24 protein-coding genes and 1 tRNA gene are annotated in these 24506 nt (G+C 46.3%); 8 read left to right on the top strand and 17 right to left on the bottom strand.

What is annotated here, in order from left to right:
• Positions 1–144: 144 nt before the first annotated feature.
• On the top strand, positions 145–336 hold the full coding sequence (locus PIL01S_RS04840) for a hypothetical protein (protein ID WP_095358960.1): 192 nt from the start codon (positions 145–147) through the stop codon (positions 334–336).
• Between the two features lie 116 nt (positions 337–452).
• Here the strand turns inward: PIL01S_RS04840 and PIL01S_RS04845 are convergent.
• Positions 453–537: transfer RNA gene (locus tag PIL01S_RS04845), tRNA-Leu, on the bottom strand.
• A gap of 218 nt (positions 538–755) precedes the next feature.
• Here PIL01S_RS04845 and PIL01S_RS04850 point away from each other — a divergent pair.
• The 3 genes from PIL01S_RS04850 to PIL01S_RS04860 all read left to right on the top strand — a co-directional run bounded on the left by PIL01S_RS04850 (position 756) and on the right by PIL01S_RS04860 (position 3564).
• Positions 756–1949 carry an adenosylhomocysteinase gene (locus PIL01S_RS04850; protein WP_127536483.1) on the top strand — a complete coding sequence of 398 codons (1194 nt, stop codon included), beginning with the start codon at positions 756–758 and terminating at the stop codon, positions 1947–1949.
• Positions 1950–1990: 41 nt separating this feature from the next.
• Positions 1991–2983 carry a Gfo/Idh/MocA family protein gene (locus PIL01S_RS04855; protein ID WP_127536484.1) on the top strand — a complete coding sequence of 331 codons (993 nt, stop codon included), beginning with the start codon at positions 1991–1993 and terminating at the stop codon, positions 2981–2983.
• Positions 2984–3201: 218 nt separating this feature from the next.
• On the top strand, positions 3202–3564 hold the full coding sequence (locus PIL01S_RS04860; protein ID WP_095288069.1) for a winged helix-turn-helix transcriptional regulator: 363 nt from the start codon (positions 3202–3204) through the stop codon (positions 3562–3564).
• A gap of 80 nt (positions 3565–3644) precedes the next feature.
• On the opposite strand, the gene PIL01S_RS04865 is transcribed toward PIL01S_RS04860, so the two are convergent.
• From PIL01S_RS04865 to PIL01S_RS04885, 5 genes are all read right to left on the bottom strand, one after another.
• Positions 3645–5264 (bottom strand): sensor domain-containing diguanylate cyclase, encoded by a 1620-nt coding sequence (locus PIL01S_RS04865; protein WP_127536485.1) that lies wholly within the window; start codon positions 5262–5264, stop codon positions 3645–3647.
• A 165-nt stretch (positions 5265–5429) separates the two neighbouring features.
• Entirely contained in the window at positions 5430–6173 is a 744-nt protein-coding gene (locus PIL01S_RS04870) for a spermidine synthase (RefSeq protein WP_246058084.1), read from the bottom strand.
• A gap of 231 nt (positions 6174–6404) precedes the next feature.
• Complete coding sequence (locus PIL01S_RS04875) at positions 6405–7307, bottom strand: LysR family transcriptional regulator (RefSeq protein ID WP_127536487.1); 903 nt, start codon at positions 7305–7307, stop codon at positions 6405–6407.
• A 57-nt stretch (positions 7308–7364) separates the two neighbouring features.
• The gene (locus PIL01S_RS04880) at positions 7365–8102 is read right to left on the bottom strand and encodes an SDR family oxidoreductase (protein ID WP_127536488.1); all 738 of its coding nucleotides are present in this window, start codon (positions 8100–8102) and stop codon (positions 7365–7367) included.
• A gap of 21 nt (positions 8103–8123) precedes the next feature.
• The gene (locus PIL01S_RS04885; RefSeq protein ID WP_127536489.1) at positions 8124–8405 is read right to left on the bottom strand and encodes an Atu4866 domain-containing protein; all 282 of its coding nucleotides are present in this window, start codon (positions 8403–8405) and stop codon (positions 8124–8126) included.
• Positions 8406–8567: 162 nt separating this feature from the next.
• Here PIL01S_RS04885 and PIL01S_RS04890 point away from each other — a divergent pair, with 162 nt between their 5' ends.
• A complete protein-coding gene (locus PIL01S_RS04890; protein WP_127536490.1) occupies positions 8568–9494 on the top strand; it encodes an AraC family transcriptional regulator in 927 nt (308 codons plus the stop codon).
• Positions 9495–9575: 81 nt separating this feature from the next.
• Here the strand turns inward: PIL01S_RS04890 and PIL01S_RS04895 are convergent, their stop codons facing one another.
• Positions 9576–10010, bottom strand: coding sequence for a MerR family transcriptional regulator (locus PIL01S_RS04895; protein WP_127536491.1), 435 nt, complete (start codon positions 10008–10010; stop codon positions 9576–9578).
• Positions 10011–10214: 204 nt separating this feature from the next.
• Between PIL01S_RS04895 and PIL01S_RS04900 the strand changes: the two genes are divergently transcribed.
• Positions 10215–11096, top strand: coding sequence for an SDR family NAD(P)-dependent oxidoreductase (locus PIL01S_RS04900; RefSeq protein ID WP_127536492.1), 882 nt, complete (start codon positions 10215–10217; stop codon positions 11094–11096).
• Positions 11097–11183: 87 nt separating this feature from the next.
• On the opposite strand, the gene PIL01S_RS04905 is transcribed toward PIL01S_RS04900, so the two are convergent.
• Both PIL01S_RS04905 and PIL01S_RS04910 read right to left on the bottom strand, forming a co-directional pair.
• Positions 11184–11702: a MarR family transcriptional regulator gene (locus PIL01S_RS04905; protein ID WP_127536493.1), complete on the bottom strand. Its 519-nt coding sequence runs from the start codon at positions 11700–11702 to the stop codon at positions 11184–11186.
• Between the two features lie 137 nt (positions 11703–11839).
• The gene (locus PIL01S_RS04910; protein WP_127536494.1) at positions 11840–12400 is read right to left on the bottom strand and encodes a nitroreductase family protein; all 561 of its coding nucleotides are present in this window, start codon (positions 12398–12400) and stop codon (positions 11840–11842) included.
• Positions 12401–12687: 287 nt separating this feature from the next.
• On the opposite strand from PIL01S_RS04910, the gene PIL01S_RS04915 reads away from it, so the two are divergent.
• Both PIL01S_RS04915 and PIL01S_RS04920 read left to right on the top strand, forming a co-directional pair.
• A complete protein-coding gene (locus tag PIL01S_RS04915; protein WP_127536495.1) occupies positions 12688–13851 on the top strand; it encodes an oxalate decarboxylase family bicupin in 1164 nt (387 codons plus the stop codon).
• Positions 13852–13929: 78 nt separating this feature from the next.
• Entirely contained in the window at positions 13930–15069 is a 1140-nt protein-coding gene (locus PIL01S_RS04920) for a zinc-dependent alcohol dehydrogenase (RefSeq protein WP_127536496.1), read from the top strand.
• Between the two features lie 117 nt (positions 15070–15186).
• On the opposite strand, the gene PIL01S_RS04925 is transcribed toward PIL01S_RS04920, so the two are convergent.
• The 8 genes from PIL01S_RS04925 to PIL01S_RS04960 form a co-directional block, all read right to left on the bottom strand.
• Positions 15187–15972: a class I SAM-dependent methyltransferase gene (locus PIL01S_RS04925; protein ID WP_127536497.1), complete on the bottom strand. Its 786-nt coding sequence runs from the start codon at positions 15970–15972 to the stop codon at positions 15187–15189.
• A gap of 164 nt (positions 15973–16136) precedes the next feature.
• Positions 16137–18113 (bottom strand): PTS fructose transporter subunit IIABC, encoded by a 1977-nt coding sequence (locus PIL01S_RS04930; protein WP_127536498.1) that lies wholly within the window; start codon positions 18111–18113, stop codon positions 16137–16139.
• Positions 18114–18199: 86 nt separating this feature from the next.
• Positions 18200–19111 carry a 1-phosphofructokinase gene (pfkB, locus tag PIL01S_RS04935; RefSeq protein WP_127536499.1) on the bottom strand — a complete coding sequence of 304 codons (912 nt, stop codon included), beginning with the start codon at positions 19109–19111 and terminating at the stop codon, positions 18200–18202.
• A gap of 2 nt (positions 19112–19113) precedes the next feature.
• Positions 19114–19860 (bottom strand): DeoR/GlpR family DNA-binding transcription regulator, encoded by a 747-nt coding sequence (locus PIL01S_RS04940; protein WP_127536500.1) that lies wholly within the window; start codon positions 19858–19860, stop codon positions 19114–19116.
• 263 nt (positions 19861–20123) lie between these two features.
• Positions 20124–20498, bottom strand: coding sequence for a hypothetical protein (locus PIL01S_RS04945; RefSeq protein WP_127536501.1), 375 nt, complete (start codon positions 20496–20498; stop codon positions 20124–20126).
• A gap of 242 nt (positions 20499–20740) precedes the next feature.
• Positions 20741–22168, bottom strand: coding sequence for an NAD(P)-binding domain-containing protein (locus tag PIL01S_RS04950; protein WP_127536502.1), 1428 nt, complete (start codon positions 22166–22168; stop codon positions 20741–20743).
• A 396-nt stretch (positions 22169–22564) separates the two neighbouring features.
• Positions 22565–23518: an SDR family NAD(P)-dependent oxidoreductase gene (locus PIL01S_RS04955; RefSeq protein WP_174818663.1), complete on the bottom strand. Its 954-nt coding sequence runs from the start codon at positions 23516–23518 to the stop codon at positions 22565–22567.
• A 119-nt stretch (positions 23519–23637) separates the two neighbouring features.
• The gene (locus PIL01S_RS04960; protein ID WP_127536504.1) at positions 23638–24159 is read right to left on the bottom strand and encodes a TetR/AcrR family transcriptional regulator; all 522 of its coding nucleotides are present in this window, start codon (positions 24157–24159) and stop codon (positions 23638–23640) included.
• Positions 24160–24506 lie beyond the last annotated feature (347 nt).

Here is a 24506-nt window from a genome sequence, read left to right on the forward strand (position 1 = left end):
CCGTTTCTAAGTTCATGCATATTTGCACTGGAAAAGCCACACAATGAGTATAGGAAAAATTTCAATGATTTTCCTGTTCACACTTTACTTCTTGTACCCGTATTTTGCAAATGTTTTGACAAACTATTTGAAGCAGGTGATCCAATGCAGCTCGGCAAAGATACAGGCCTATCTCTCGGTTTTCTTGCAGGAACGACCCTGGGCAGCGGGATTGCGTTCTTGTTCCAATTTCAGGCGTATGAAGTGGTCGGCAGCGTTTCCTTTTTCGGCATCATTGGTGCCTTGTCCGGACTATGGACAGCGATTTTCTTACGCCAGCGCCAGCGTCAACACTAACAACCGAACCAAGAGGACACATAACCAAAGCCTGTTTCAGGACATTTCAATTCGTAGAAAAATAAAAAAAAGGTTCGAGAGATTGCAAAAGCAATCTTCGAACCTTTTTTCTTCGATGCGGTCGAGAGGACTCGAACCTCCACGGGGGGTTAGCCCACACGGACCTGAACCGTGCGCGTCTGCCAATTCCGCCACGACCGCATAATATGTATCTTTTCATCCTTGATGAAAAGCATCCGGTTAAACCATTTCTCGTTTCACCGTAATTAAGAGTATACAGGCTCTGGAAGAAGAATGCAATACTTTTTTTATGATCTGAAATGGATAGGACATATGTCCTTTTATAGAAATTAAAAACCTCCTATCGTAAACATCACCAACTGTCCTCAAGGACAGACAACCTATGGATAGAGAGGAATATGAGCAAACCTATGAACATGACACCTGAAATTATTGAAGAAGGAAAACGACATATTCATTGGACAGAAATGCATATGCCCCTCCTCGCTGCACTAAAATCCCGATTTTCCAAAGAACGCCCCTTTGCTGGCCTTACCATTGGAATTTGTATTCACGTAGAGCCTAAGACGGCGGTTCTATGCCGAACCCTACAGGCTGGTGGAGCCAACGTTGTACTAACAGGAAGCCCAGGCACAACCAAGGATGCAGTTGCTGCTGCACTTATCGCCGAAGGCATTCCCGTGTATGGACAACGTTCAGATGAACGCCGTCAGCATATGCACAATATTCATCGCGTGCTTGAACACCAGCCGCATCTTCTCATGGATAATGGAGCCGATCTGGCTCGCACTCTCATTCAGCACTATGACCATAGTGCGCTCATTGGCGGAACAGAAGAAACCACGACAGGAGCCAATCTGCTGCGTGAAGAAACAGGGGTGGAAGTGACCTTCCCGATTATTGTCATTAATGATAGTCCTCTCAAGCGCATCATGGAAAATGAACATGGCGTGGGTCAGACCATTATTGAAGGATTCATGCGCACCACGAACCTGATTCTGCCTACAAGACGCTTCGTTATCGTAGGATATGGTTCCTGTGGACGTGGGATTGCCCGATATCTGCGTAATCTAGGCAGCCAGGTTATTGTGGTTGAGACCGATCCTATCGCTGGACTCGAAGCTGCTCTGGATGGATTTCGCGTAGCGAAGCTGGAAGAAACGTTCGCTTTTGCCCAGGTTTACATCACGGTTACAGGTCGCCCGAGTGCCATCTCAATGGAACACTTTAATCAGATGAACGATGGTATCATTCTTGCCAACGCTGGACATTTCTCCTGGGAAATGGACCTGGACGGACTTCGACAGGAAGCTGCACATACCGAACGTCTTACAACAGATATCGAACAATTCACCCTTGCGAATGGCCGACGGCTCATGCTGCTTACCCAAGGTGAGATGCTTAATCTTGCAGGTGGAAGCGGAAATCCTGCCGAGACGATGGATCTGGGCTTGTCCCTTCAGGCTGCATCCCTGCTCTATCTTGTTCAGCAGCGTCAGCATCTGGTAAATGGACCACAGCCTGTTCCTCATATCGTCAACTCGGAGATTGCAAGCCAGATGCTGTACCATTTGAGCGAGAAAGCTGTTTAGATTGACAAAAATGGTTCGATCAACAATGAAGGAGAATGGTTATGACTCAAACGAATCTTTGTTTCATCGGTGCCGGATTTCATGCAACGACCAATATCTACCCTTCTGCTGTAGAAGCAGGGGCTACCATCCAGGCCATCTCCACTCGCAGTATTGAACGTTCTCAAGCCGCTTTGCTGCGATATGGCAGCACAGGATCAGCATATGATAACGCAACTCTCATGCTGCAAAACGAAGACTGCAACAACGTTGTTGTGGTAGCTCAACCTCGGGATCAATCGTCTCTCGCCATGGAATGCATCAAGGCAGGCAAGAATGTCTATGTTGACAAACCCCTTGGCTGGACTGCCAGAGAAGCTGCAGAAATTGCAGATGCGGCCGAACAGGCTGGCGTTGTACTAATGGTAGGATTTATGAAACGCTACGCGCCTATATATATGAAATTAAAGGAACTGATTGATGGTGGTTCGATGGGTAGAACGCGTTCATTTCAGATGAAATTTGCTGTTGACAGTACTCCATTTTGCAAGAATGAAGAACAGTTTATGAAGCTTGCTGCCATCCACATGGTCGATCTGATGCGTTTCCTCTTCGGCGAGGTACAGCAAGTGACGGGTACCACAGTCAAGGATGGGGAACATATTAATCAGAGCATCTCCCTGAAATTTGATAACGGTATTGTGGGCAGTGCCTACTTCGCAGGCATGAGTGCATGGTCACGCGAAAGCGAAAGCGTACTGGTTACATTCGATCATGGTTTTGCGTCAGCAGATGAAATGAATACACTTACCGTTCATCACTCTCGTACCTCAGACAGCCTCCCCTGGAAGGCTCTTGAAGAGCAGGATACGGTCTATACTCCTTCCAGCTCTCCCATGTCAGGCGCATACCGCGATCTCTACCTTCGTGGATTTGTAGGCGAGATGACGCATTTCATGTCATGCTGCCACAATAATTCGCTTCCGCATTCAAGCGGCAAGGATAATGTCGGAACGATGGCCCTGTGTGATACCATCTTGTCTTCACTGGTCTAACAACTAAATGTTACTGTATACCCTCAATCTTACACCAACCCGTTGTTTCGTATAACGAAACCGGGTTTTTCACTATACATTGCACCTTTTCTTTAATCCGGTATCCAGGGTTTATAATCCGAATCAGACATGGTATGCTTTGAAGACAATATACACACATTTTAGGTACGTAGTGCTTAAATTGATACTATACACATAGCTGACGGAGGTGCAGATAGATGAAAAAAATTTCAACCGAGACTTGCCCCAAACCCTATGGCTGCGCCGTAGAAGTTACACTTAGCGTTATTGGAGGAAAATGGAAAGGAGCCATCCTGTATCACTTGTTTTCGGGTTCCTTGCGATTCAATGAACTCCGAAAGTTATTTCCCGACATTACGCAGCGAATGCTCACCTTGCAATTAAGAGAATTGGAGAGCAGCGGGATTGTACACCGGGAAATCTACCCTCAAGTGCCACCCAAAGTGGAATACTCACTTACGCCATTTGGGGAAACACTCCGTCCGATCATATTCAGCATGCGGGACTGGGGAGAAACCTATACAAATGAAGTCGTCCAAGCCAAGTCACAGGAAGTATAGTGAACGCAAAAAAAGCTGATTCCTTCTCATAAGGGACCAGCTTTTTATAGTGTATTTCATAGGCGATCTTCCCGGCCTGTTTATGACCTTTCTACGGTCTGAATGGTCACGGTACGATTGCGCCCTTCTTCCTTCGCCTGATACAGAGCTGTGTCCGCGAGATGGAACAGCTCCGTCGCTGAAGATGAATGCAGCGGATATTCGGCAACCCCTGCCGATATCGTCACGGAGCGATCGATCGGCATGATACTCTCCTCAACCGTTACACGAATAAATTCAGCAATCTGATAGGCGGTTTCAGCTCCGGTATCGCGCAGCAGCACGACAAACTCCTCCCCGCCGAAGCGGGAACTCACATCCTGCGGCCGAACGGCCAGCCTGATCAGACCTGCAATATGCTTCAGAACCTCGTCTCCAGCATGATGCCCGAACGTATCGTTAATGGATTTGAAGCGGTCAATATCCAGAACAATAATCGAGAATGGCGTCTGTTCATCAATCCATTGCTGAATGACTTCTTCAAATGTTCTGCGGTTCGTCATGCCTGTCAGTACATCCGTTCTGGCATCATAGGTAAGCTGGTCCGTTTGCTTGCGAAAGTTCACCAATGCACCCAAAACCGTGCGGGTTAACAAATCGGCCTCCCTGTTCCAATGCGGTTTCATCGTTGGCAGGTCCACTTTGCCCTGATCCACCTGATTAACCAGATTGGCCAGATAGACAAATGGACTCGCCAGTTTACGCGCTACCCGAATGACAATCAGGGTCAGGAGGAGAAACGGAACGGAAGTATACAGCAATAACATGCGAATATGCTCATTTAACTGATCATACACCGTCTGAGTTGGAGATACGACCACGACGCCCCAATCGGTAGCAGGCACCTTCTGATACCCGGCAAGCGAATCTATGCCAGCCAGATTTTTATACTGCTCCTTACCGGTTTGATCATCCATCAGCTTTTGTACAATTTCATTTTTTCTGATGTCCTCACCAATTCTTTTGGTATCTGGATGAAATAAAAGCGTGCCCTTGGCATCGACAATAAAAAAATATGAACCATTGCTTGTCCTCAGCTGACTTCCAAAAGAGAGGTTCAGGATATTATTCTCCTGCAGATAGATGTTACCGCCAATAGTCCCCTTAAATTGTCCAGCTGCATCGAAGATCGGTTCACTGACAAAAACATTTCTGCGCTTCGTCCTTGGGGTCTGATAGGCTTCGGAAATATAGGGCGCCTTAAGCTCCATCGCTTTTTTGGCTGCCTCAGATGAAACATGCGCCCCGACGGATAAACCCGAATACGGCGACATGCTGCGTATCACACCCTTCTCATCCACAAGGGCTACAGAGTTAAAATAATTGCTGCTGCGTTGGATCAATTCCAGCGTCGAATCCAACTTTTCCGTATCTGAATAGTCCATCTGAGGAAAATAGTCTGCAGCATATTTCAAGCTGCTCTGCATGGACTGAAATAGCGAATCCAGTGTCTGACTCATTTGAGCTGCGCTTGAATAATTAAGAGACAAGGTATTGTCAATGAGAGACTGCTTCTGCGTTGTGTAAGACGAAATAAACATGATTGTTAAGGTCATCAGCACCGAAATGGTGACCAGCCCACTGAGCAAGGCAGGAAGGCTGATTTTTTTATAGGTTCTCGCTTTTCTTCGCCATCTGGATGCTTTTTTCTTTGCGATCATTAGTGCTTTCCCCCGGATTTTCATGAAAAGGCATATTCTCACTATTCTATACGAAAGTTGTTATGAATGTATTAATTTTGTGTGAATATTTTACAGTTTCTTCAATTAAAATTGACAACTCCATGACAAGCTTTATAAATCAGGCGTCTGTCTTCTTCTCCAGAATCAAAGCTCGTCCTCGATGATGTATCCTTCCCCAGGCTCCTGTTCCACAAACCCAGCCATAGAGCGCGATTGGAAGTCAATAGGAGCATCGCTTCCCACCAGAATTCGATTCTGTATCTCATCCTGCGTTTCCGCAGGCAGTGCAAATGAACGTGTGTAATCAAACTGGTCAGCCATCGTTGCATATATCGCGTTTACAAGTCTGTCATTGCCCGCACGCCCAAATACATTCAACAGTACGCTTCCACCAGACCGCAGCTTGCTTTGAGCCATCGTAAAGAAAGATCTGGAGGTAAACTGCTTCGGCGTTCCTGCTGCGGTAAATGCATCGATAATAATATAATCATACGTTTCTGCTGGTTCCTGCTGCAGCAGCTCCCGGCCATCTCCCACCATGACTGCAGTGCCCTCATATCCAAATAGCGTCTTGCTTAATTCAACCACTTCCTCGTCCAACTCGGCGATCTTCACCTGGCGGTTTGACAGATAAGTCGAGAGCGTACCAATTCCGTGCCCTACTACAAAAACCTTTTCGTATTCAGGCGTATTGCGCTCCATTAGATGAACCATCGCCCTTGGGTATTCAAGCAGCATTCGTGAAGGCTCATCGAGATCCATGGCTCCCTGAACAGCCTCGTTCGAAAACTCCAAAACCCGGAAATGTCCCTTTTCCCCATAAAGCCTGGTTGTATCATATACGGTTAACGCATGCTGCTCACTCATATTCCGATATAAAACTCTCACGAGCTGTACTCCTCTCAAGTTCCATCCATTACATGTAAATAAACTATTTTTCATTATAACAATTCTCTATCGCCGTACTCCATAAAAATGAGAAAAAACCGTTCACGGTTACCCGGAAACGGTTTTGAATGGCTTGAGATAAGCTCACAAATTTTAATAATGACCAAACCCGAATACGGGAGTGGAGCAGGTTCGCATATTTTTCAGGAAAATCCCAACTTGTCCGTACAGTCAGGACCCTATGGCCTCATGCAAAGCTTTGACATATTCCACACCCAGATTGGAAAGAGAGGTGCTTTTGTGGCTGATCCAGCCCACATTGATCGATTCCTCGCACTCCAGCGGAACAGGAATGATCTCATTTCCGTTCAAATCAGCGCTGAGAACACCTGTTGAAATGGTATACCCATTCAGACCAATCAGTAGGTTAAACAACGTCGCCCGGTCATTGACCTGGATACTCTTGGGATGGGATAACGTACTCAGAATCTCTTCGGAAAAATGAAAAGAGTTGTACTCCCCTTGGTCAAATGACAGGTAAGGGTAGTCCTTCAGCTGCTCAATCGCCACGGATGCTTGCTTAGCCAGAGGGTTCTTCACACTGATGAAGATGTGCGGTTTGGCTATAAAGAGGCTTGTGAACACCAGACCGGCATCCTTTAACAATTTGTTAATGACCTTGGCATTGAACTCGTTCAAATACAGAATCCCAATTTCACTTCGCAGGCTCTTTACATCCTGTATAATTTCATATGTCTTTGTTTCCCGCAGTGCCAGCTCATATTCATCTTGACCATACTGCTGTACCAGACGTACAAAGGCATTCACGGCAAACGCATAATGCTGGGTGGATACCGAGAAATGCTGTGGAGAAGGCTTGGCATTCAAGTAACGATTCTCCAGCAATTCTGCCTGCTCCACGACCTGCCTGGCATAACTCAGAAATTCCACGCCTTCTTTGGACAGTGAGATTCCCTTGTTTGTACGTTCAAAAATGGTAATACGCATCTCTTGTTCCAAATCACGGATCGCGTTCGAAAGGCTCGGCTGGGAAATAAATAGCCGTTTGGCCGCTTCATTCATGGAGCCGCGCGTGGCAACTTCAATCACATATTTTAATTGTTGCAGAGTCAACGTGTTATTCCTCTTTTCGTATAGTTGGTTCTATTATATACCAAAAGAGTGTTCGCCTTAAACGAGACTTGCTGTTGGTCTGACGACAATTTCATTGACATCTACCTCAGCAGGTTGGCTAATTGCATACAAGATGCTCTGGGCAATGGCCGATGCCGGGATGGAAATACGCCGATAATCCTTCATGAAATCACGCGCTCCGACATCCGTGATCGTCTCGGCAAGCTCCGATTCGGTTACCCCTGGAGAAACAAGTGTTACCCGAATATCCCCACCCACTTCCAGACGTAAACCCTCCGTGATCGCACGGACTGCGTATTTGGTTGCACAATAGACGGATGCTGTCGGTGTTACGGCATAGGCACCAATCGAAGCGATGTTGATAAATTGGCCAGCACCCTGCTTTCTCATGACAGGTAACCCAGCTGCTATCCCGTGTAGCACTCCCCGAATATTGACATCAATCATTCGATTCCACTCATCCACTTTTAAGGCTTCAAGAGGAGATAAAGGCATCAAACCCGCATTGTTGATAACCACATCCAGACGACCGTAGCGGGTTAGCGCCAGATCTACAATACTCTGCATTTCTTCCAGCCGGGTTACATCGAGTGCCTGAACCTCTACGGATCCACCCTCAGAACGGATGGAAGATGCGAGTGCATGCAAACGTTCAACACGTCTAGCCCCAATAACCACGTGAGCCCCTTGCTGTGCCAGCAATCGAGCCGTCGCTTCTCCAATTCCGCTGCTAGCACCTGTAATGACAACGACTTTTCCTTTTACATTAAACATGTGAAATCCGCTCCTTTACCATTAGTTATTTTTATTTGTTTCTCTGTACAAAACCATGCCTGCGTGATATAAAATACCTTCTACAAAGTCTCCATCCGCTGTAAAACCCGTATCATCCACATATTCAATATGATCTCCTTCCACGACATAACGTCCTTGATATGCACTTTTCCTCTGACCTCTGGCTTCATCATATCGACCATTCGAGAGCAGTTCATGGCGGATATAACCATCCTTTGTCACCCACATGCCAACATAAGGGTGTCCATGTTCCGGTCTGTTACCTGATGGATTGTATTCCATTTCCCAACCTCCTTGCGTTTTTCAAAAGCTTCAATTGCTTATCCTTATTATGTAGGAGATCATCTCACACCAGATAGAAGATTCCCCCAACAATCTTGCCTATTCCTCCAGAAGATTCTAGAATAAAATAAACCGATTCGAAAAAAGGAGGTTGTATGCTCCATGACTTCATCACTACATATGGATGAGGATGTCACGTTTCAGATGCAGGAATTGGCTCATCTTATCGGGCGTTTTACCCTAAAAGACGGAATTCATTCCACGGCTATCCCTGCGCTCTCTTTGATTCGTGCCTCGGAGATATCTCAACCCATATATTCTGTTCAACAACCTGCTCTCTGCATTGTCGCTCAAGGATCTAAGTTAGTCATACTGGGCCGGGAGAGTTATACCTATGACGAGACACAATATTTGGTAGCTTCAGTAAACTTGCCTATTTCAGGACAAGTGGTTCAAGCTACTGCAGATAAGCCATATCTATGTATGCGACTTGATTTTGACTCTGGTCAGATTTTCGATCTGATACAAGACCCGACTGCTCTACAATTCAAACCGGACAACTCAACCCAGCGTGGATTATTTGTCAGCTCTAACAAGGTCCCGCTTCTTGAAGCCATCATCCGATTGGTTCGGCTGCTCGATACTCCAGAAGATATTCCAATACTCGCTCCACTGATTATCCGTGAAATTTTATATCGAATTATTCAGGATGAACACGGACATTCAATAAAACAATTTGCCGTTCAAAACAGCCACGCACAGCACATCGCCAAGGTGATCGAAGTCATCCAATCCGAATATGACAAACCGCTGCGCGTGGACCAGCTTGCCGCCATGGTTAATATGAGTTCCTCCTCACTTCACTACCATTTCAAAGCCATCACCGCCATGAGCCCCATACAATTTCAAAAACAAATCCGGTTGCAGGAAGCCAGAAGTATGCTCATTGCCGGTTCAACTGATGCTGCCGATGCCGCATTTCAGGTTGGATACGAGAGCCCTTCCCAATTCAGCAGGGAATATGCCCGAATGTATGGTCTGCCACCAAAAAGCGATATCCAACGTCTTCGTCATGCGCTGCAAATTTGAGTGTTAATCGCAATCAAAAAGAACCCGCGTCGTCCAGACGTGGGTTCTCGGGTGTAATGAATGTTATTGGGATGGTGTCCATCAGGAGAACATGTTCTTTTTCTCAAAAACCGACATCTGATTCTCTCCAGTTATAGGACATTCATCAGGAAACAAGCTCCGCTTGTTCAGCTTCTCATCGATAAAATCAACGACCTGCTGCAGCGAGGCAATCTGCGCTTCTATTTTCATTCGATGGCTCACCAGCATCTCACGCTCTTCCGGGAATTCGTCCAGATTCGAATCCATCGACATGTGCAGGTAAGGCTTCATATCCTCCAGAGACATACCTGTCTTTTTTAGACAAGAAATAAGTTTCATGGTCCGAATATCCTCTTGACGGTATACACGGTGCCTGTTCGCCTTCCGATCTGCCCGCGGCAGAAGCTGAATCTTCTCATAATATCGAATCGTATCTTCCGATAATCCCGCCTTCTCCGCTGTTTCCTTAATGGAATATAGTGCCTCATTACTCATCCGCCTCAGCCTCCTTTGCCCTCATACCTTCATCTTACAACTTGGAGTCAGCTCCAAGTCAAGCCGGATCCAGCCCTACAACCAATCAACATGAATGTTCAAAATTCATTCGATCCAACTGCTTGACTTGGAGTCGACTCCAAATTATAGAATGAGCGCAGCATACAGATTGGTTCTGTAATTCCCAACAAAATGGAGGTAACTATGAATAAACCAAACAAACTTCACACCGCGCTGATTACGGGCTCAACCTCAGGAATTGGCCTCGAGCTGACCCGCTCGTTATTGGCCGAAGGATGGCAGGTCATCGGCCTCAACCGTTCACCTTTTCCGGCAGAGCAAGGCGATATTCAACGTGCATTACGTTCAGGGCAGCTTCATTTGGTTCAGGCCAACCTGACCAACTACGAAAGTCTGAAAATCGCGCTCGATCAGATTAAACTCCAATTGGATACGATTGATGTCCTGTTTAATAACGCAGGGGGCAGTGCGGCAGAGCTTCGTTTTTCTGACCAAGGGCATGAAATGCACTTTGAACTTCAAACCATCGTTCCTTATATCATTTATATGGAGTTATATGATCTTATACGCAGGGGCACTTTCAAGACGGTTGTTAATACTTCAACGAGTGCATTCAGTATGGTCCGACAGTTCAACCTGGACATTCTGGAACGTCCAACCGAATTCAAAAAGCTGTTTGGTCCATATGCCACCTCGAAGCTTGGCCTCTCCTTATGGACACGCGAGGCGGCTGAGGCGGCGAAGTCAGATGGCATTCGTCTTCTGAGCGTAGATCCTGGAGGTAACAATACTTTACGCGGCAGCAAAAAATCCGGTTTGCCCTTTTACATCAAGCCTGTCATGAAACTGTTCTTCCCTCCTCCAAGTCACGGTGCTTCGTTACTGTATAGTGCCGCATTCTCACAGACCAATCACGAATCAGGTACGTTCCTGATAAAAAATAAACCGACTGAACTTCGTTTCAAAGAGCAAGGTCCCATCATTTTGAAGCGGGTACATGAAATTTACGAGCAAGAGTTTCTATTTTCAATCCCTGCAGGAAGTGGAAATCAAAAAAGCGATTAACAACTGGAAAGACTGTACTTTGGCAAGTAACATTCTCCCCGTGTCACCACGGGGGTTCTCTCCATTTCAGTTTTGTTCCCTGTCAAATCACTCTTCCTCCAAGCCATCCATTAAACTTCGAGTATCCAACTGCTCATAGAAACGAGTCAAATCCAGCACAAATCTCTTTAAAAATTCAAGCTCCATTTTGTTATATTCGCCCAGAAAACGGAGGAATTGATTTTCAATCTTTTCGTGCAGATCGGCATGAACGTGAAACAGCTTTTTGCCTGGTGAGGTTAACCGGAAATAAATCTCCTTTTTGTTGTCATTTAACTGTGTCTTTCGAAGCCATCCTTGCTTCAGCAGTTTATGGGCCACTTTGGAGGTGTTCCCTTTGCTGAGCTCCATTCGTTCAGCTATGGAAGTCAGATTAATGGGTTCGTGTTCCCCAATACACGCAATCACATGCACATCCGTCATGTTCATAGCTGCGTCTGATGACAGAGTCTCGCGAATAATATTCATGAAGAATAGATTTTCCTGGTCATCCTTTTGTTCTTTTTGATGCAAAAGCTTAATAAACAATCCATAAATGTAACGCAGATCCGTCTGTTCCTGATCCATAGTTTCCCCAACCTTTTCTTCTCTCGGTCTATTATGCAAGCTAGGCTTGAATAACTTATATTATACACCGAAGTTTGTTTCATCGGAAACAATATAATCAGAATTAATACGATATTTATCAACCTCCTGTTCCGGGACTACAGCAGGGTAAGCTTTTGTTCAGCGGAAGTGCGTGACTTGGGTTTCGGTGTTTTGTCGAAGTACCCCATATGCAGCACACCGACGATTCGCTCATCTGTCTTCACGCTCAAACCCTCGCAAAAAATGGGGGAATGAATGTATTCCATCGTGGACCAAATCATACCTAGTCCCCGTTCCCAGGCAAGTAGTTGAAAATTCTGAATAACGCAGCTTACTGCCGCATAGTCTTCTTCCTGCTTATGGTGATCCTTTTCATTCTTCATTACCACAATAAGGTGCGCAGGCATGCGGCTGATCTTATTTTTCAGCGCCTGCTGCAGTTTGCCGGGCATCAACTTCATCAATTTCATGTTTTGCACCGATTCCAGCATCAGACTGGCCACATGTTCTTTTGCTTCTGCACGCTCAGCGAGAATAAAACGCCAGGGTTCTCGCATGCCATGATTAGGTGCCCAGACCGCATCATTAAGCAATTCAACAATTAAGTCTGTGGACACCGGTTGTGCAGTAAAGCTGCGGATACTTCGTCGAGAGCGAATCGTATCGGCTATTGTCATATGAACTTCCTCATTTCCGAATAAGTATGTATACCGCTTGTAGTTTTTTGTTTCATGTGAAACAATATCAGGGTACTATGAAATGCGATGAACGTCAATCCTTATGTTTCAAGCCACAAACGAGCAATGCCAGAAGCGTCCTCCTTCATGTCTTAAGAGTTTGTGGCACAGACAAGCCATGGATCCCGTCTCCACCCTGTCTTTCATAATATCCAGGCCCTGCTTCATAAATGTATGAGTGACGACAAGGTATGCTTCAGCATGATCTGAACTGGAGGGATAGACGAATGACCAAAGGATCACAACCTAACGGTAAACCAACCATTGTTCCACAACCAATCCGAAGAGACGGGGCAGGCGGGCCGGATTTGGGTCCACGTGATGTCATGAGAGACCTTGAAAATCCGGATATGCTGGTTCCTCCAGCAACGGATGCAGGGCTTCTCCCCAATCTGAAAATGTCCTTTTCCGATACACATATGCAGTTAAATCATGGCGGATGGTCACGCGAGATTACAGTGCGAGATCTGCCCATTGCCACGACTCTAGCTGGGGTCAACATGAGTTTGACTCCAGGCGGCGTACGGGAACTCCACTGGCACCAGCAATCCGAGTGGGCTTATATGATCTGGGGAACGGCAAGAATCACATCTGTGGATCAGGAGGGCCGGAATTTTATCGCTGATGTCGGACCTGGAGACCTGTGGTTCTTTCCCAAAGGCCTGCCCCATTCCATTCAGGGACTGGAAGAGGGCTGTGAATTTTTGCTTGTTTTTGATGATGGTTCCTTCTCCGATCTCAACACGTTATCCATTTCAGACTGGTTCGCGCACACCCCTGCAGAGGTATTGTCTGTCAATTTTGGAGTACCTGAATCTGCATTTCAGTCCAGGCCGACAGATCAGATTTATATTTTTCAGGATCAGGTTCCGGGTTCACTTGCGAGTCAGGAGATTCCTTCACCCTATGGTACTGTCCCCTTTTCATTCAAACACCGCTTGCTGGCTCAGGAGCCGCTTATAACGCCGGGAGGAAGTGTACGCATCGTGGATTCCACCAACTTCCCTATCTCCACAACCGTCGCTGCTGCACTGGTCGAGATTAAGCCTGGTGGCATGCGTGAATTACACTGGCATCCGAATGCGGATGAATGGCAGTATTATCTCACGGGACAAGGAAGAATGACGGTGTTCGGCGGCAATGGTACGGCACGCACATTCAATTACAGAGCCGGAGATGTAGGGTATGTTCCAGTAGCCATGGGGCACTATGTTCAAAACACAGGCAGCGATACCTTATGGTTTTTGGAGATCTTCCGAAGTGACCGTTTTGAAGATATCTCATTGAACCAATGGATGGCACTTACACCTCGTGAACTTGTCCGCGACAATCTGAACGCGCCAACGGAGCTGCTTGATGCACTGCGCAAAGTGAAATGGCCTGTCGTTTAATTTCATATGTACCTCTATCAAATGGTCCCAAACGGGGTAATTCTCAGAGAACTACTATACGATAGGAGGAATATGATGATGAGAGCCGTTACTTTTCAAGGGACCAAGGATATTCAGGTAAAGCAGGTTGAAGATCCAAGACTGCAACAAAAGGATGACATTATCGTTCGTATTACTTCTACAGCCATATGTGGATCAGATCTTCATATTTATCAGGGAGCATTACCCGCTGAAAAGGATTATGTCATCGGTCATGAACCGATGGGAATCGTGGAGGAAGTCGGTCCTGAAGTGACACGCGTAAAAAAGGGGGACCGTGTGGTCCTGCCTTTTAACATTTCTTGTGGCGAATGCTTCTATTGCAACCATGACATGGAAAGCCAATGTGACAATTCCAACGGTAACCCGGATATTCACACCGGTGGTTATTTCGGATTTACGGAACGGTATGGCAATCACCCTGGTGGTCAGGCGGAATTCCTGCGTGTGCCTTACGGAAATTTCATGCCGTTTGTCATTCCGGAATCCTGTGAATTGGAAGACGAAGCCTTGCTGTTTCTATCCGATGTTCTTCCTACCGCGTACTGGAGTGTCGAAAATGCCGGCGTTAAACCTGGAGATACGGTAACCGTACTGGGCAGTGGGCCAATTGGCTTGATGACCCAGAAGTTTGCCTGGATGAAAGGCGCGAAGCGGGTTATCGCTGTTGACCGCCTTCCGTATCGCCTCGACAAAGCCAAGCGTATGAATGATGTGGAAACCTTCAATTTTGAAGCTTATGATGACATGGGCGCACATATCCGCGAGATTACGGGTGGCGGTACCGAAGTGGTCATCGACTGTGTCGGCATGGACGGTAAAAAATCCACTTTGGAGGAAATCGGACAGAAGCTGAAGCTTCACGGTGGTGCCCTGAGTGCCATCGAAATTGGTATGAAAGCCGTACGCAAATTCGGTACATTCCAGCTTACAGGTGTGTACGGTTCGTCCTACAACATGTTCCCACTGGGCAGTATGTTTGAACGCAACATCAATCTTAAAATGGGACAGGCTCCTGTCATCCACTATATGCCGGAATTGTTCCGCAAGATTACAGCAGGTGAATTCGATCCGACCGAGATTGTTTCCCATCGCATTGCGCTGGAAAATGCCAGTGAGGCGTATCGGATCTTCAACGATCATGAAGACGAATGTACCAAAGTTGTGCTGAAACCTTAATGTAGGAGCATGAGCACAGCAATAAGGCAGATGTCCTTGTACAGGTCATCTGCCTTTTGCGTTGTTATTCATATGCCAGACAGGATGAAAAATGGTATCCTTGTTGCATCTCTTGAACTATCTAGCTTTCGAGGCTTGAATGAGTACACTTTCTCCCCCAAAGCTTGACAGCTTATTCGGTACTGCCTCTTCGAACCGGAAGAACTTTTTAATGACCGAAGGTGCACATAGCATGCTTGCTTCAAGCTCCCGTACATCCGCTTCAGGCAGTCCAGCACGCTTGCACCAATCTTCAAAGAGGAAGGTTTTCTCGAAGGAAACCATTGCTTCCACGCGATATTCCGCCACTTCCATCATTCGAATCCACTCCGACTTGCGCCATGCACGAACATGACTGGGATCGCGGCGCTTTTCTACTTCATTGTAGAATTGATCATATTCATCACGCTCCGGTGCCACGTTGTCTATCAGCAGCAGTCTTCCACCTGGTTTCGTTACCCGGAACGCCTCCGTTAGAAAAGAAAAAACATCGGGAAAATGGTGCGCAGCGATCCTGCAGGTGACGATATCGAAGACATCATCTTCGAAGGGTAATTGCTCCGCATCTCCCGGTACAAAATTCACGTTCTGATGACCGCTCTCCCTAATAAAGCGTTCAGCTACCTGGAGCATCTCCTCTGTCAAATCCAAAGCCGTTACCTGCTTAACAAGAGGGGCCAGTGCACACGCAACGTGTCCTCCTCCCGTTGCTATATCAAGTACATGCATATCAGGACTTGCCCCAGATGAAGCCACCAGCACATCCAGATCCTTGCCCTTGGCATGCAGGGGACTGGTCACATACTTCTCGGCATTTTTGCCGAATTGCTGCTGCACTTGTCCTTTCATTCCGTCATGAGTCATACTGCTTCCTCCTTGCCTAATGTTCCGATAGATGAAACATCGTTTCAAAAGTTAAATTATTGTAACTATTTTAGCACAGATCAGGGCCAAGCGAAAATATAAAAAGCATTCCCTGAATGAAGCCACTCAGGAAATGCCTTGGTATTGTTACATTAGAACACTGCTTATTTTACAACCGTTGGTGACTTTTTCCACAATCCCAATACCAGACCTGAGATTACTGCACCGATCGCAACGGCCAGCAGGAACAACAGAGCATGGTTAGCCAGTGCTGCTACGAAAATTCCTCCGTGCGGAGCTGGTACGTTAATGCTCCAGAGCTGTGTTAGTCCACCTGCAACGGCCGAACCAATGATACAGGATGTTAGTACACGCAGCGGGTCTGCCGCAGCGAATGGAATGGCACCTTCAGTAATGAAGGATAATCCGAGTACATAGTTCGTTAAGCCGGATTTGCGTTCTTGTTCCGTGAATTTGGACTTAAAGAACGTGGAAGCCAGAGCGATGGCCAGAGGTGGCACCATCCCGCCTGCCATTACGGCAGCCATCCAAGCACCGTCCGTGTTGCCGCTTGATGTGAATACACCAATGGCAAATGTATACGCTGCTTTGTTGAACGGTCCACCCATATCAATGGACATCATGCCGCCAAGCAATAATCCAAGCAATACAGCATTTCCTGTTCCGAGATTTCCAAGTGCATCTACAAGCCACGTGTTAAGCGAGCCAAAGATCGGATCGAAGACATAGTAACTGATTGCACCAACAATGAGCAATCCGAGTACAGGATACAGCAGAATGGGTTTCAGACCGTCAATGGCTTTAGGCAAGCCTCTGAGCAGCTTACGCAAACCGATAACAACATAACCAGCAAGGAAACCGGCTGCAAGTCCGCCAAGGAAACCAGCATTGGAGTTCACGGCCATCAATCCACCAACCATACCTGGCATCAGGGCTGGACGGTCACCAATACTCATTGCGATAAATCCGGCCAGTACCGGAATGAGGAAGTGGAATGCACCCGTTCCGCCGCCAATCGTCTGCAGCAGCTGAAAGAGAGGATTATCCTCGCCCGCAAGCTGTTCGATCAGGAACGAAATAGCAAGGAGGATTCCTCCACCCACGACAAACGGAAGCATATGTGAAATCCCGTTCATCAGATCCTTATAGATCTTGCTGCCTACGCTCATTTTGCTCGCGCTCGCTCCGTCTTCCTTCATATTGCTGCCGCCTTGGCTGCGATAGATTGGAGCATCTCCATTCACCGCTTTGCGAATCAGCTCTTCAGACTTACGAATTCCGTCGCTTACCGGTCTTTGCAGTACCGGCTTGCCGTCAAACCGGGCCATCTCCACATTTTTATCTGCCGCGACGATAACCCCTTTGGCACGAGCAATCTCATCTGCGGTCAAAACGTTCTGTGCTCCCTCGGAACCATTGGTCTCTACGCGGATATTAATGCCCATTTCCTGAGCTTTCTTCTTGAGTGCATCCTCAGCCATGAAGGTATGTGCAATTCCCGTTGGACATGCTGTAACAGCTACGACGAAATCTTCTGAATTCTCATTACCTACAATGACGCCAGGAGTTTGCTGCGGTGCAGAATCTGCTTCACTTGCGGCTTTTGCGGCTTTTGCAGCCTTTTCGGCTTTCGCTTTCTCCTTGGCAGCTTCTTTCTCCGCTGCTTCCTCCTGTTTCGCATCAAATAATGCACTTACTTCTGCAGGCGTATCTGTACTCATCAGTTGAGCAATGAAATCGCTATCAATCAGCAGCCTGGAAAGAGCAGCGAGTGTGCGAAGATGGGTATTACCTGCACCTTCAGGAGCAGCAATCATGAAAAAGATATGAGCCGGCTCATCATCAAGCGCTGCAAAATCCAATCCATTTTTGCTTTTTGCAAATACTACTGTTGGTTCATTCACTGCAGATGTCTTCGCATGGGGCATGGCAATACCGCCGCCAATTCCTGTGCTGGACTCTGCCTCCCTTTTATAGATCATTTCCTTAAACAGAACTGGATCATTAATGCGTCCACTTTTGTTCAGACTTGCAATGAGTTCATCAATTGCTTCATCTTTGGTTGTGGCTTGCAGGTCCATGATCATCGTTTCCTGGATCATCAGGTCTGTTATTCTCATCTGTTACACTCCCCTTGAGTTCAGTCGGCCTGCGCTTGTCAGGCCGAATTTATAAATTACAATTGGCTTGCCTCGGACATGTCGATCTACAATTTGGTGATGGTAACCTCGTCTCGAAGCTCTTCAATGAATTCGCGTGTAGCAAGATCATCCGAGAAAGCCGTTGCACTTCCGGAAGCGACTCCCGTACGGAAGGCTTCAAGGATATCACCATTTAATACATAAGTGCCTACGAATCCTCCGATCATGGAATCTCCAGCCCCAACCGAATTTTTCACCATTCCTTTTGGCACACTCGCGTGGTACACATCCGATCCGGTAATGAACAGGGCTCCATCTCCGGCCATGGAGATTAATACTTGCTTGGCCCCTGCCTCCAGAAGCTTGCGACCGTACAAGACCAGCTCTTCCCGAGTTTCGATATTAACCCCGAAAAGTTCAGCGAGCTCGTGATGATTCGGCTTCACCAGCAATGGCTTATGCACCAGTGCTTCCATTAATGCCGGTCCAGTGGTATCAATGACGAACTCTGCACCCGTCTGCTTGCAGACCTGAATGAGACGATCATAAAAATCAGTTCCCAGAGATGGCGGAATGCTACCCGATAGAACGACGATATCTCCCGTTTGCAGCGAGGAGAGTTTCTGCAGCAGTTGTGCTGCTTCTTCTTCACGAATGGCCGGGCCAAGACCGTTGATTTCCGTCTCGTCTCCATGCTTCAACTTGATATTGATCCGCGTATCATCCGCAATGGTAACAAAATCAGTCTGTATCTGATCTTCCTGCAACTTGTCATTAATGAAACGACCTGTGAATCCACCAAGGAATCCAATCGCCGTGTTACCTGCTCCCAGCTGATTCAGCACACGTGATACATTGATGCCTTTACCACCTGGAAGCTTCAAATCCCGATTCATGCGATTCAATCCGCCGAGCTTCAGGTCATCCACTTCCACGATGTAATCAATGGAAGGATTAAGTGTTATCGTATATATCATTGTTATCCCTCAATTATTTTAGTTTTCTGCTCTATTACGGCTCGCCAGTGCTCTGGCATCTGCTCGGTAATCAGATCTGCCTCCTCCAGCTCAAACAACTTGGCAAACGTAATTTCACCGATCTTGCTGGAATCTGCCAGCACGTAAGATTTCCCGGACAATTGATGCGCCCTTCTCTTAATCAAGGCTTCCTCCGGGTCAGGAGTCGTATACCCCATCTCGGGATCCACACCGTTGGTTCCAAGAAAACATTTATCAAAACGGAAGTTGTCCATATTTTGTAATGCTATACTTCCGATGACGGCTTTGGTATGGATTTTCATCATGCCACCAAGCAAATAACTTCTAATCCGCTTGCTAACGAGCGCTTCCACATGGGATAGACCGTTGGTCACCACAGTTACGTCCTTGGCTTCAATATAGGGAATCATGGCCAGCGTCGTCGTACCTGCATCCAGATAGATACAATCGCCATTTTCGATCTCCTGTGCAGCCAAACGAGCAATCGTCACTTTTTGTTGAATGTTTTTGGATGTTTTCTCTTCCATGCCTGGCTCGAGCGTCTTTTCGTTCATCAGTGCTGCCCCGCCATGGATGCGTTTCAGCATCTGACGGCTCTCCAAGTCAATTAAATCGCGTCTTATCGTTGATTCGGAAGCACCCAGCACGTCGACAAGTTCCTGTAATTTAACTATCCCTTGTTGATGTAAGCGCTCTATAATTGCAGCATATCGTTCTTCAGTCAGCATCTTCATTCCTCCAACTGCTTCTATAGTAACATAAATTCCGCAAAAAACAATCATTTTCGTTCAAAATAATTTATAAACCTTCAGAAACTAGCATCTTTCGACTTTTGTACTCCATTATCTCCCATAATATTAACTAAAACGTTCACAATCATCCAATACTAAAATCCTATATCTGTGTCCCAATATCTTACCAAGGCTATCCCTTGCCTTTTTATATCAAAAAATCCTGCAGCCGTTCATCGCATACAGGATCATCACAGGCATTACTGGTTTATTCCCGGTTTGGGTTTAAGCCATTTTCCATCTTCATTTATAAACGCACCCTTAAAACGCCCCATTTCGAGCTGTTCAATCAGCTTCTGCTCATCGGTAGCCAGAATCTCAGCGAGCTGTTCAGAGTTGTAATAATCATTGGGGTCATAATCCAACCAGAGTGGAACCGCCGTATCATACAATTCCTTAATCATATTCTCAAACGATTGTCTTCCCAGATCCTCCATATCCTTATAAAACTGCAGAGGATGAGATACCATATTTCGAAAAGACTTGTTCTCCAGATTCATCCAAAGTGTATTACAAGCCTGTACACTCATATAATTTTGCTCGACATCGAAGAACTGAATATCTTCAATCTTCATGTATTTCTCCTGAAACGCAACAATCTTGATTATGGGTACACCCCGCTTACGTGAAGCTTTCTTCAAATGAGCTCTAAACTGTTCGTAGGTCATTTCTTTCATCAACGTACACCTGCCCTTTACATGTTCCATTCGACATTTTACAACAAAACCATGCAGAGTGTAAGTTCTCCTATAAAATAAACAAACCGCACAGCAGAAACTCACTGTACGGTTTGAAATGTGGCTACAATAAGGTTGGTTCAGCTGGGAACGCTGCTTTTTACCCAAGATGCTGTGAACTCCCGCTCATCGTAATCAAAAAATTGCTGTAAGATCGTCTCCCGATCATCCAAAAACAGCTGGTCCGCTATGGCTGACACCAGTTTAGGAACTGCGCTTTTGGTGCCCGAGATAGCAGAAGCGGACAGACCACAGCTTGCAAGGGCAGAGTAATTGAAAACAAACAGCCCGTGCAGCTGTGACGCGCCTGCTTCACTTCGGCTCGTCATCGCAAATCCGGAAGTAAGGAAGGGATGTGCATCCAGCAGCTCATTGCGCTGCTCAGACGGCGCTTCATAACAATCCGCCCAACGAGCAATATGACTTTCCACCAGTTTGAGTTCCGGCCGCAATGCGGGATCACTTAGCAGCCCGGTACTAATCACCAGAAAATCAAAAGCAAATTTTCCCTTGGCTGTTGTCACTACGGCTCCATCCTCGTTTGCTTCCACACCGAGCCAGGGTGAATTCAAATGCAGTTCAAAGCCCGGCCAGGCTGCTGCCCGGTTGAAGGTATCATTGGTTGGAGGTTGATTGTATTGAAAAAAGTGTGAAATTACCGCATATTTATCAGCTGCCCCTAATGCATGAAAACGTTCAATCATCCCGGATTGCTCCATCTGGCGTATGGGATTGACACTTGGAAGTTGTGCTCGCCGCACAAACACATGTGCTTCAGCAACTCCTGCAGCAAGCGCAAAACTTGCATTATCAAAAGCGGAAGCTCCTCCCCCTAATACGGCAATTCTTTTGCCGCGCAACCGTTCAAAATCAATAGCCTCGGAAGTATGAGCATACAGTTCTCTCGGCAGTCGTTCTGCAATCATGGAAGGTACGTGCCATTCTCCTCCTCCCTGTATGCCGGTAGCCAGCACGACTTTTCGCGCCAGCAGCGTGCCGGAATCGACACCGGAACCCTCCACATGAAGTCGGTGAATCCCCTCAGATGCGGGTTCAATCAATTTTAGCTTTACTTCATTGATTACAGGCAGATTCAGCACGTCTCGATACCACCGCAAATAATTCATCCAATCCCCGCGCGGAATCTTGTCCACCGCTTCCCAGCCTTCCAGTCCAAACTGAGCCTCCCACCAAGAACGAAAGGTTAGGGATGGAATACCCAGATCAATGGACGTCAGATGTTTAGGAGTACGTAGGGTCGTCATACGGGCGTATGTTTCCCAAGGCCCTTCCAGTCCGGCTTTATTTTCGTCAATAACCAAAATGTTAGAAATTCGCTCACGCAGTAGGCCAAAAGCTGCTCCCAGGCCGCTCTGTCCTCCTCCTACAATAATCACGTCATATACATGACCCTCAGCATGTTTCATGGAACGCACCCAGTTTGCACCGCCATAGGCCAAATATGCGAGATCTTCTTTTACTCGTTGATTCAAAGCTTCCAGGCTCATGATCCCCAACCCTTTCAAGATACATTAATCGATTTCGATTCAATCTCAGCCATACGTTAAGTTTATGTCATATTTAATCCATTTTCAGTGCAATCGCTGCATCTACGACATTTATATTAGCGTTAGTATATGGGTTGCCTTTACTTTTTTGAATATGACGGAAGCTTTATTGTCATCCAATCTAAAAATAGCTAACATGCTTGTTGACCGTTACGAAATACACCCTCAAATAATTGTTGTCCGTTACTGAAAGTTGGATGTCATCGTTATGACCAAGGCGTACATATATAAAAAAGACCCGGGTATTGCTTCCGGATCTGTCTGTCATTCATAATCAGTATTCATTTATTTGCTTAGTTAGTGATTAATCAATTACTAAACATTAAAAAATGTAATTTACTTTTTCTGAAGCTGTGCAATGGTTTCAGCAATTCCTTCTGCGAAAGGCGTCGCCTTCACAGGACCAATGTTACGTTCATACTTCTGTCTGCTTAAGACGAGTGGCTCCTTGGTTAGGTATAACATCTCTACGACTTCCTTCATGACCGGCACCCCCAGCCCAATCAGGGACAGTCCTATTTTCCCAAGTCCCATGACTGGTTTCGTTACACCCGCCGCCCTCTGTGCGATCCTAACGATCTCTTTGCCTGCAATAATGCCAGCACCGGGTATATTCCAGTTCTGATTGTAGGTGTTCTCCCTGCTTGCCAGTTCCACTACCATAACCGCTGCATCTGGCAGATAGATATATTCCCGTGGTGTTTCCATATTGCCGATGAAAAAAGCCATTTTCCCCTTAGCGATCGATTCAAGTGTTGATCCCAGATAAGAGGCTTCATTCGCGGTCGGACCATAATAATCAGGCAAACGTACAATCATGACTTGTGCTCTGGACCACCTGCTGCTGAATAACATCTGCTCGTAGGCGAGTCTTGTTTTTCCTTTGCGGGTATGCGGCTGCTTCGGATGTTCTTCCGTTACTTCGTTCATTTGCCTTCTCCCGTATGGGTAGATCCCATCAATGACCACCACTTTCAGACTCAGCTGTTCAGCTGCCTTCATAACGGATTCACCCAGTGGTAGGAGTCTTCTCTCCATCTCATGGTAAGGCACGTTGGCACAGTGGAACATCACATCCGCATTCTGGGAAGCAGCGACTATTTCATCTGGGTTAAATGCATCACCCACAGCGAGCTGGAGATGATCCGGGAAACCCAGCTTTGCTGCAAGCTGTTCCAATTTGTGCCGTGAACGTCCATAGGCAACCGTTGCGATCCCCCGCTTAATCAATTCCTGTGTAATGGCAGCACCCGTTCCGCCTGTTGCACCAATAACAATTGCCTTTTTCATCTCCATACATCCTCTCACTCATTAAGTTATTGATCAATTACTTACAACTCCTGAACACAATATAACGCATATTTAGTGATTGATCAATAACTAATTTTGAAAAAGGGTATTTACCCTTCCTATCTCTCTTTGAGCTCAGGCATATCCAGTGCTATTGAGACATTGCATAACATGCCGATCGCCAGGAAAACCAACGTTCTTTGCTTCGCTTCGGCAATGCCAGCATGGCTAAAAGCATTCAGAACCATGGTTCTCACTTCACTGAACCCTTTCTGCATCGCTTGACGAATCACTTCTTCCTGAATGGTCTGAGCTTGCATCTGAAGCAGGATTTCACTTTGGTGTGATTCCAGAATCTTCTCATATGCGTCTATCAATTCGCGCTCCAGTTGATCCGATGCTGCTGTTTCTACAACCTGTCGAAATGAATCAATGACTCGCGTCCATGATACTTCCAGTGCGGACAGCAGCAGGGCTTCCTTCGTTTTGAAAAAGCGAAAAATATAAGGCTGCGAAATCTGAGCCCTCTCAGCCACTTGTGCTGTCGTTGCACGGTAGTATCCGATTTCTGCAAATACGTCAATTGCCGCTGAGATAATGTCGTTCCGCCGATTAACTGAAGCCGTTGTATCTTTGGCCATGTCGTTTCACCTCTAACTGTAGTAATTAATTGATCAATAGCTTGAAGTATATAGGATAACAGCTGTTTTTGTAAAATATAGCCCTCTTCTACTTAAAAGTTCTTCATTTTTATAGTTGATAGCCCTTCTGACTTAAATATAATCTCAATATTTATGACTATAACAGGACATCCTACTGCATAGCGTGATTACGAAGGAATCCGATTGATGTGCATATTTTTTCATATTATTTTGGGTTGCAAAACAAAAAGAGGCATGATATATTAATTGAGCAGTCAATGATTGACATGTCAATTGTTGAGGCATCCATTATTTTTATCAACACTGGCATCGTAAAAAAGGCCACA

This window comes from Paenibacillus illinoisensis NBRC 15959 (assembly GCF_004000925.1).
In the GTDB taxonomy this organism is placed as follows: Bacteria; Bacillota; Bacilli; order Paenibacillales; family Paenibacillaceae; genus Paenibacillus; species Paenibacillus illinoisensis.

Coding starts and splice junctions, on each gene's coding strand:
- PIL01S_RS04840 (WP_095358960.1), top strand. CDS start 145: ATGCAGCTCGGCAAAGATACAGGCCTATCTCTCGGTTTTCTTGCAGGA.
- PIL01S_RS04850 (WP_127536483.1), top strand. CDS start 756: ATGAGCAAACCTATGAACATGACACCTGAAATTATTGAAGAAGGAAAA.
- PIL01S_RS04855 (WP_127536484.1), top strand. CDS start 1,991: ATGACTCAAACGAATCTTTGTTTCATCGGTGCCGGATTTCATGCAACG.
- PIL01S_RS04860 (WP_095288069.1), top strand. CDS start 3,202: ATGAAAAAAATTTCAACCGAGACTTGCCCCAAACCCTATGGCTGCGCC.
- PIL01S_RS04865 (WP_127536485.1), bottom strand. CDS start 5,264: ATGATCGCAAAGAAAAAAGCATCCAGATGGCGAAGAAAAGCGAGAACC.
- PIL01S_RS04880 (WP_127536488.1), bottom strand. CDS start 8,102: ATGTTTAATGTAAAAGGAAAAGTCGTTGTCATTACAGGTGCTAGCAGC.
- PIL01S_RS04885 (WP_127536489.1), bottom strand. CDS start 8,405: ATGGAATACAATCCATCAGGTAACAGACCGGAACATGGACACCCTTAT.
- PIL01S_RS04890 (WP_127536490.1), top strand. CDS start 8,568: ATGACTTCATCACTACATATGGATGAGGATGTCACGTTTCAGATGCAG.
- PIL01S_RS04895 (WP_127536491.1), bottom strand. CDS start 10,010: ATGAGTAATGAGGCACTATATTCCATTAAGGAAACAGCGGAGAAGGCG.
- PIL01S_RS04900 (WP_127536492.1), top strand. CDS start 10,215: ATGAATAAACCAAACAAACTTCACACCGCGCTGATTACGGGCTCAACC.
- PIL01S_RS04905 (WP_127536493.1), bottom strand. CDS start 11,702: ATGGATCAGGAACAGACGGATCTGCGTTACATTTATGGATTGTTTATT.
- PIL01S_RS04910 (WP_127536494.1), bottom strand. CDS start 12,400: ATGACAATAGCCGATACGATTCGCTCTCGACGAAGTATCCGCAGCTTT.
- PIL01S_RS04915 (WP_127536495.1), top strand. CDS start 12,688: ATGACCAAAGGATCACAACCTAACGGTAAACCAACCATTGTTCCACAA.
- PIL01S_RS04920 (WP_127536496.1), top strand. CDS start 13,930: ATGAGAGCCGTTACTTTTCAAGGGACCAAGGATATTCAGGTAAAGCAG.
- PIL01S_RS04925 (WP_127536497.1), bottom strand. CDS start 15,972: ATGACTCATGACGGAATGAAAGGACAAGTGCAGCAGCAATTCGGCAAA.
- PIL01S_RS04930 (WP_127536498.1), bottom strand. CDS start 18,113: ATGAGAATAACAGACCTGATGATCCAGGAAACGATGATCATGGACCTG.
- pfkB (WP_127536499.1), bottom strand. CDS start 19,111: ATGATATATACGATAACACTTAATCCTTCCATTGATTACATCGTGGAA.
- PIL01S_RS04940 (WP_127536500.1), bottom strand. CDS start 19,860: ATGCTGACTGAAGAACGATATGCTGCAATTATAGAGCGCTTACATCAA.
- PIL01S_RS04945 (WP_127536501.1), bottom strand. CDS start 20,498: ATGAAGATTGAAGATATTCAGTTCTTCGATGTCGAGCAAAATTATATG.
- PIL01S_RS04950 (WP_127536502.1), bottom strand. CDS start 22,168: ATGAGCCTGGAAGCTTTGAATCAACGAGTAAAAGAAGATCTCGCATAT.
- PIL01S_RS04955 (WP_174818663.1), bottom strand. CDS start 23,518: ATGAAAAAGGCAATTGTTATTGGTGCAACAGGCGGAACGGGTGCTGCC.
- PIL01S_RS04960 (WP_127536504.1), bottom strand. CDS start 24,159: ATGGCCAAAGATACAACGGCTTCAGTTAATCGGCGGAACGACATTATC.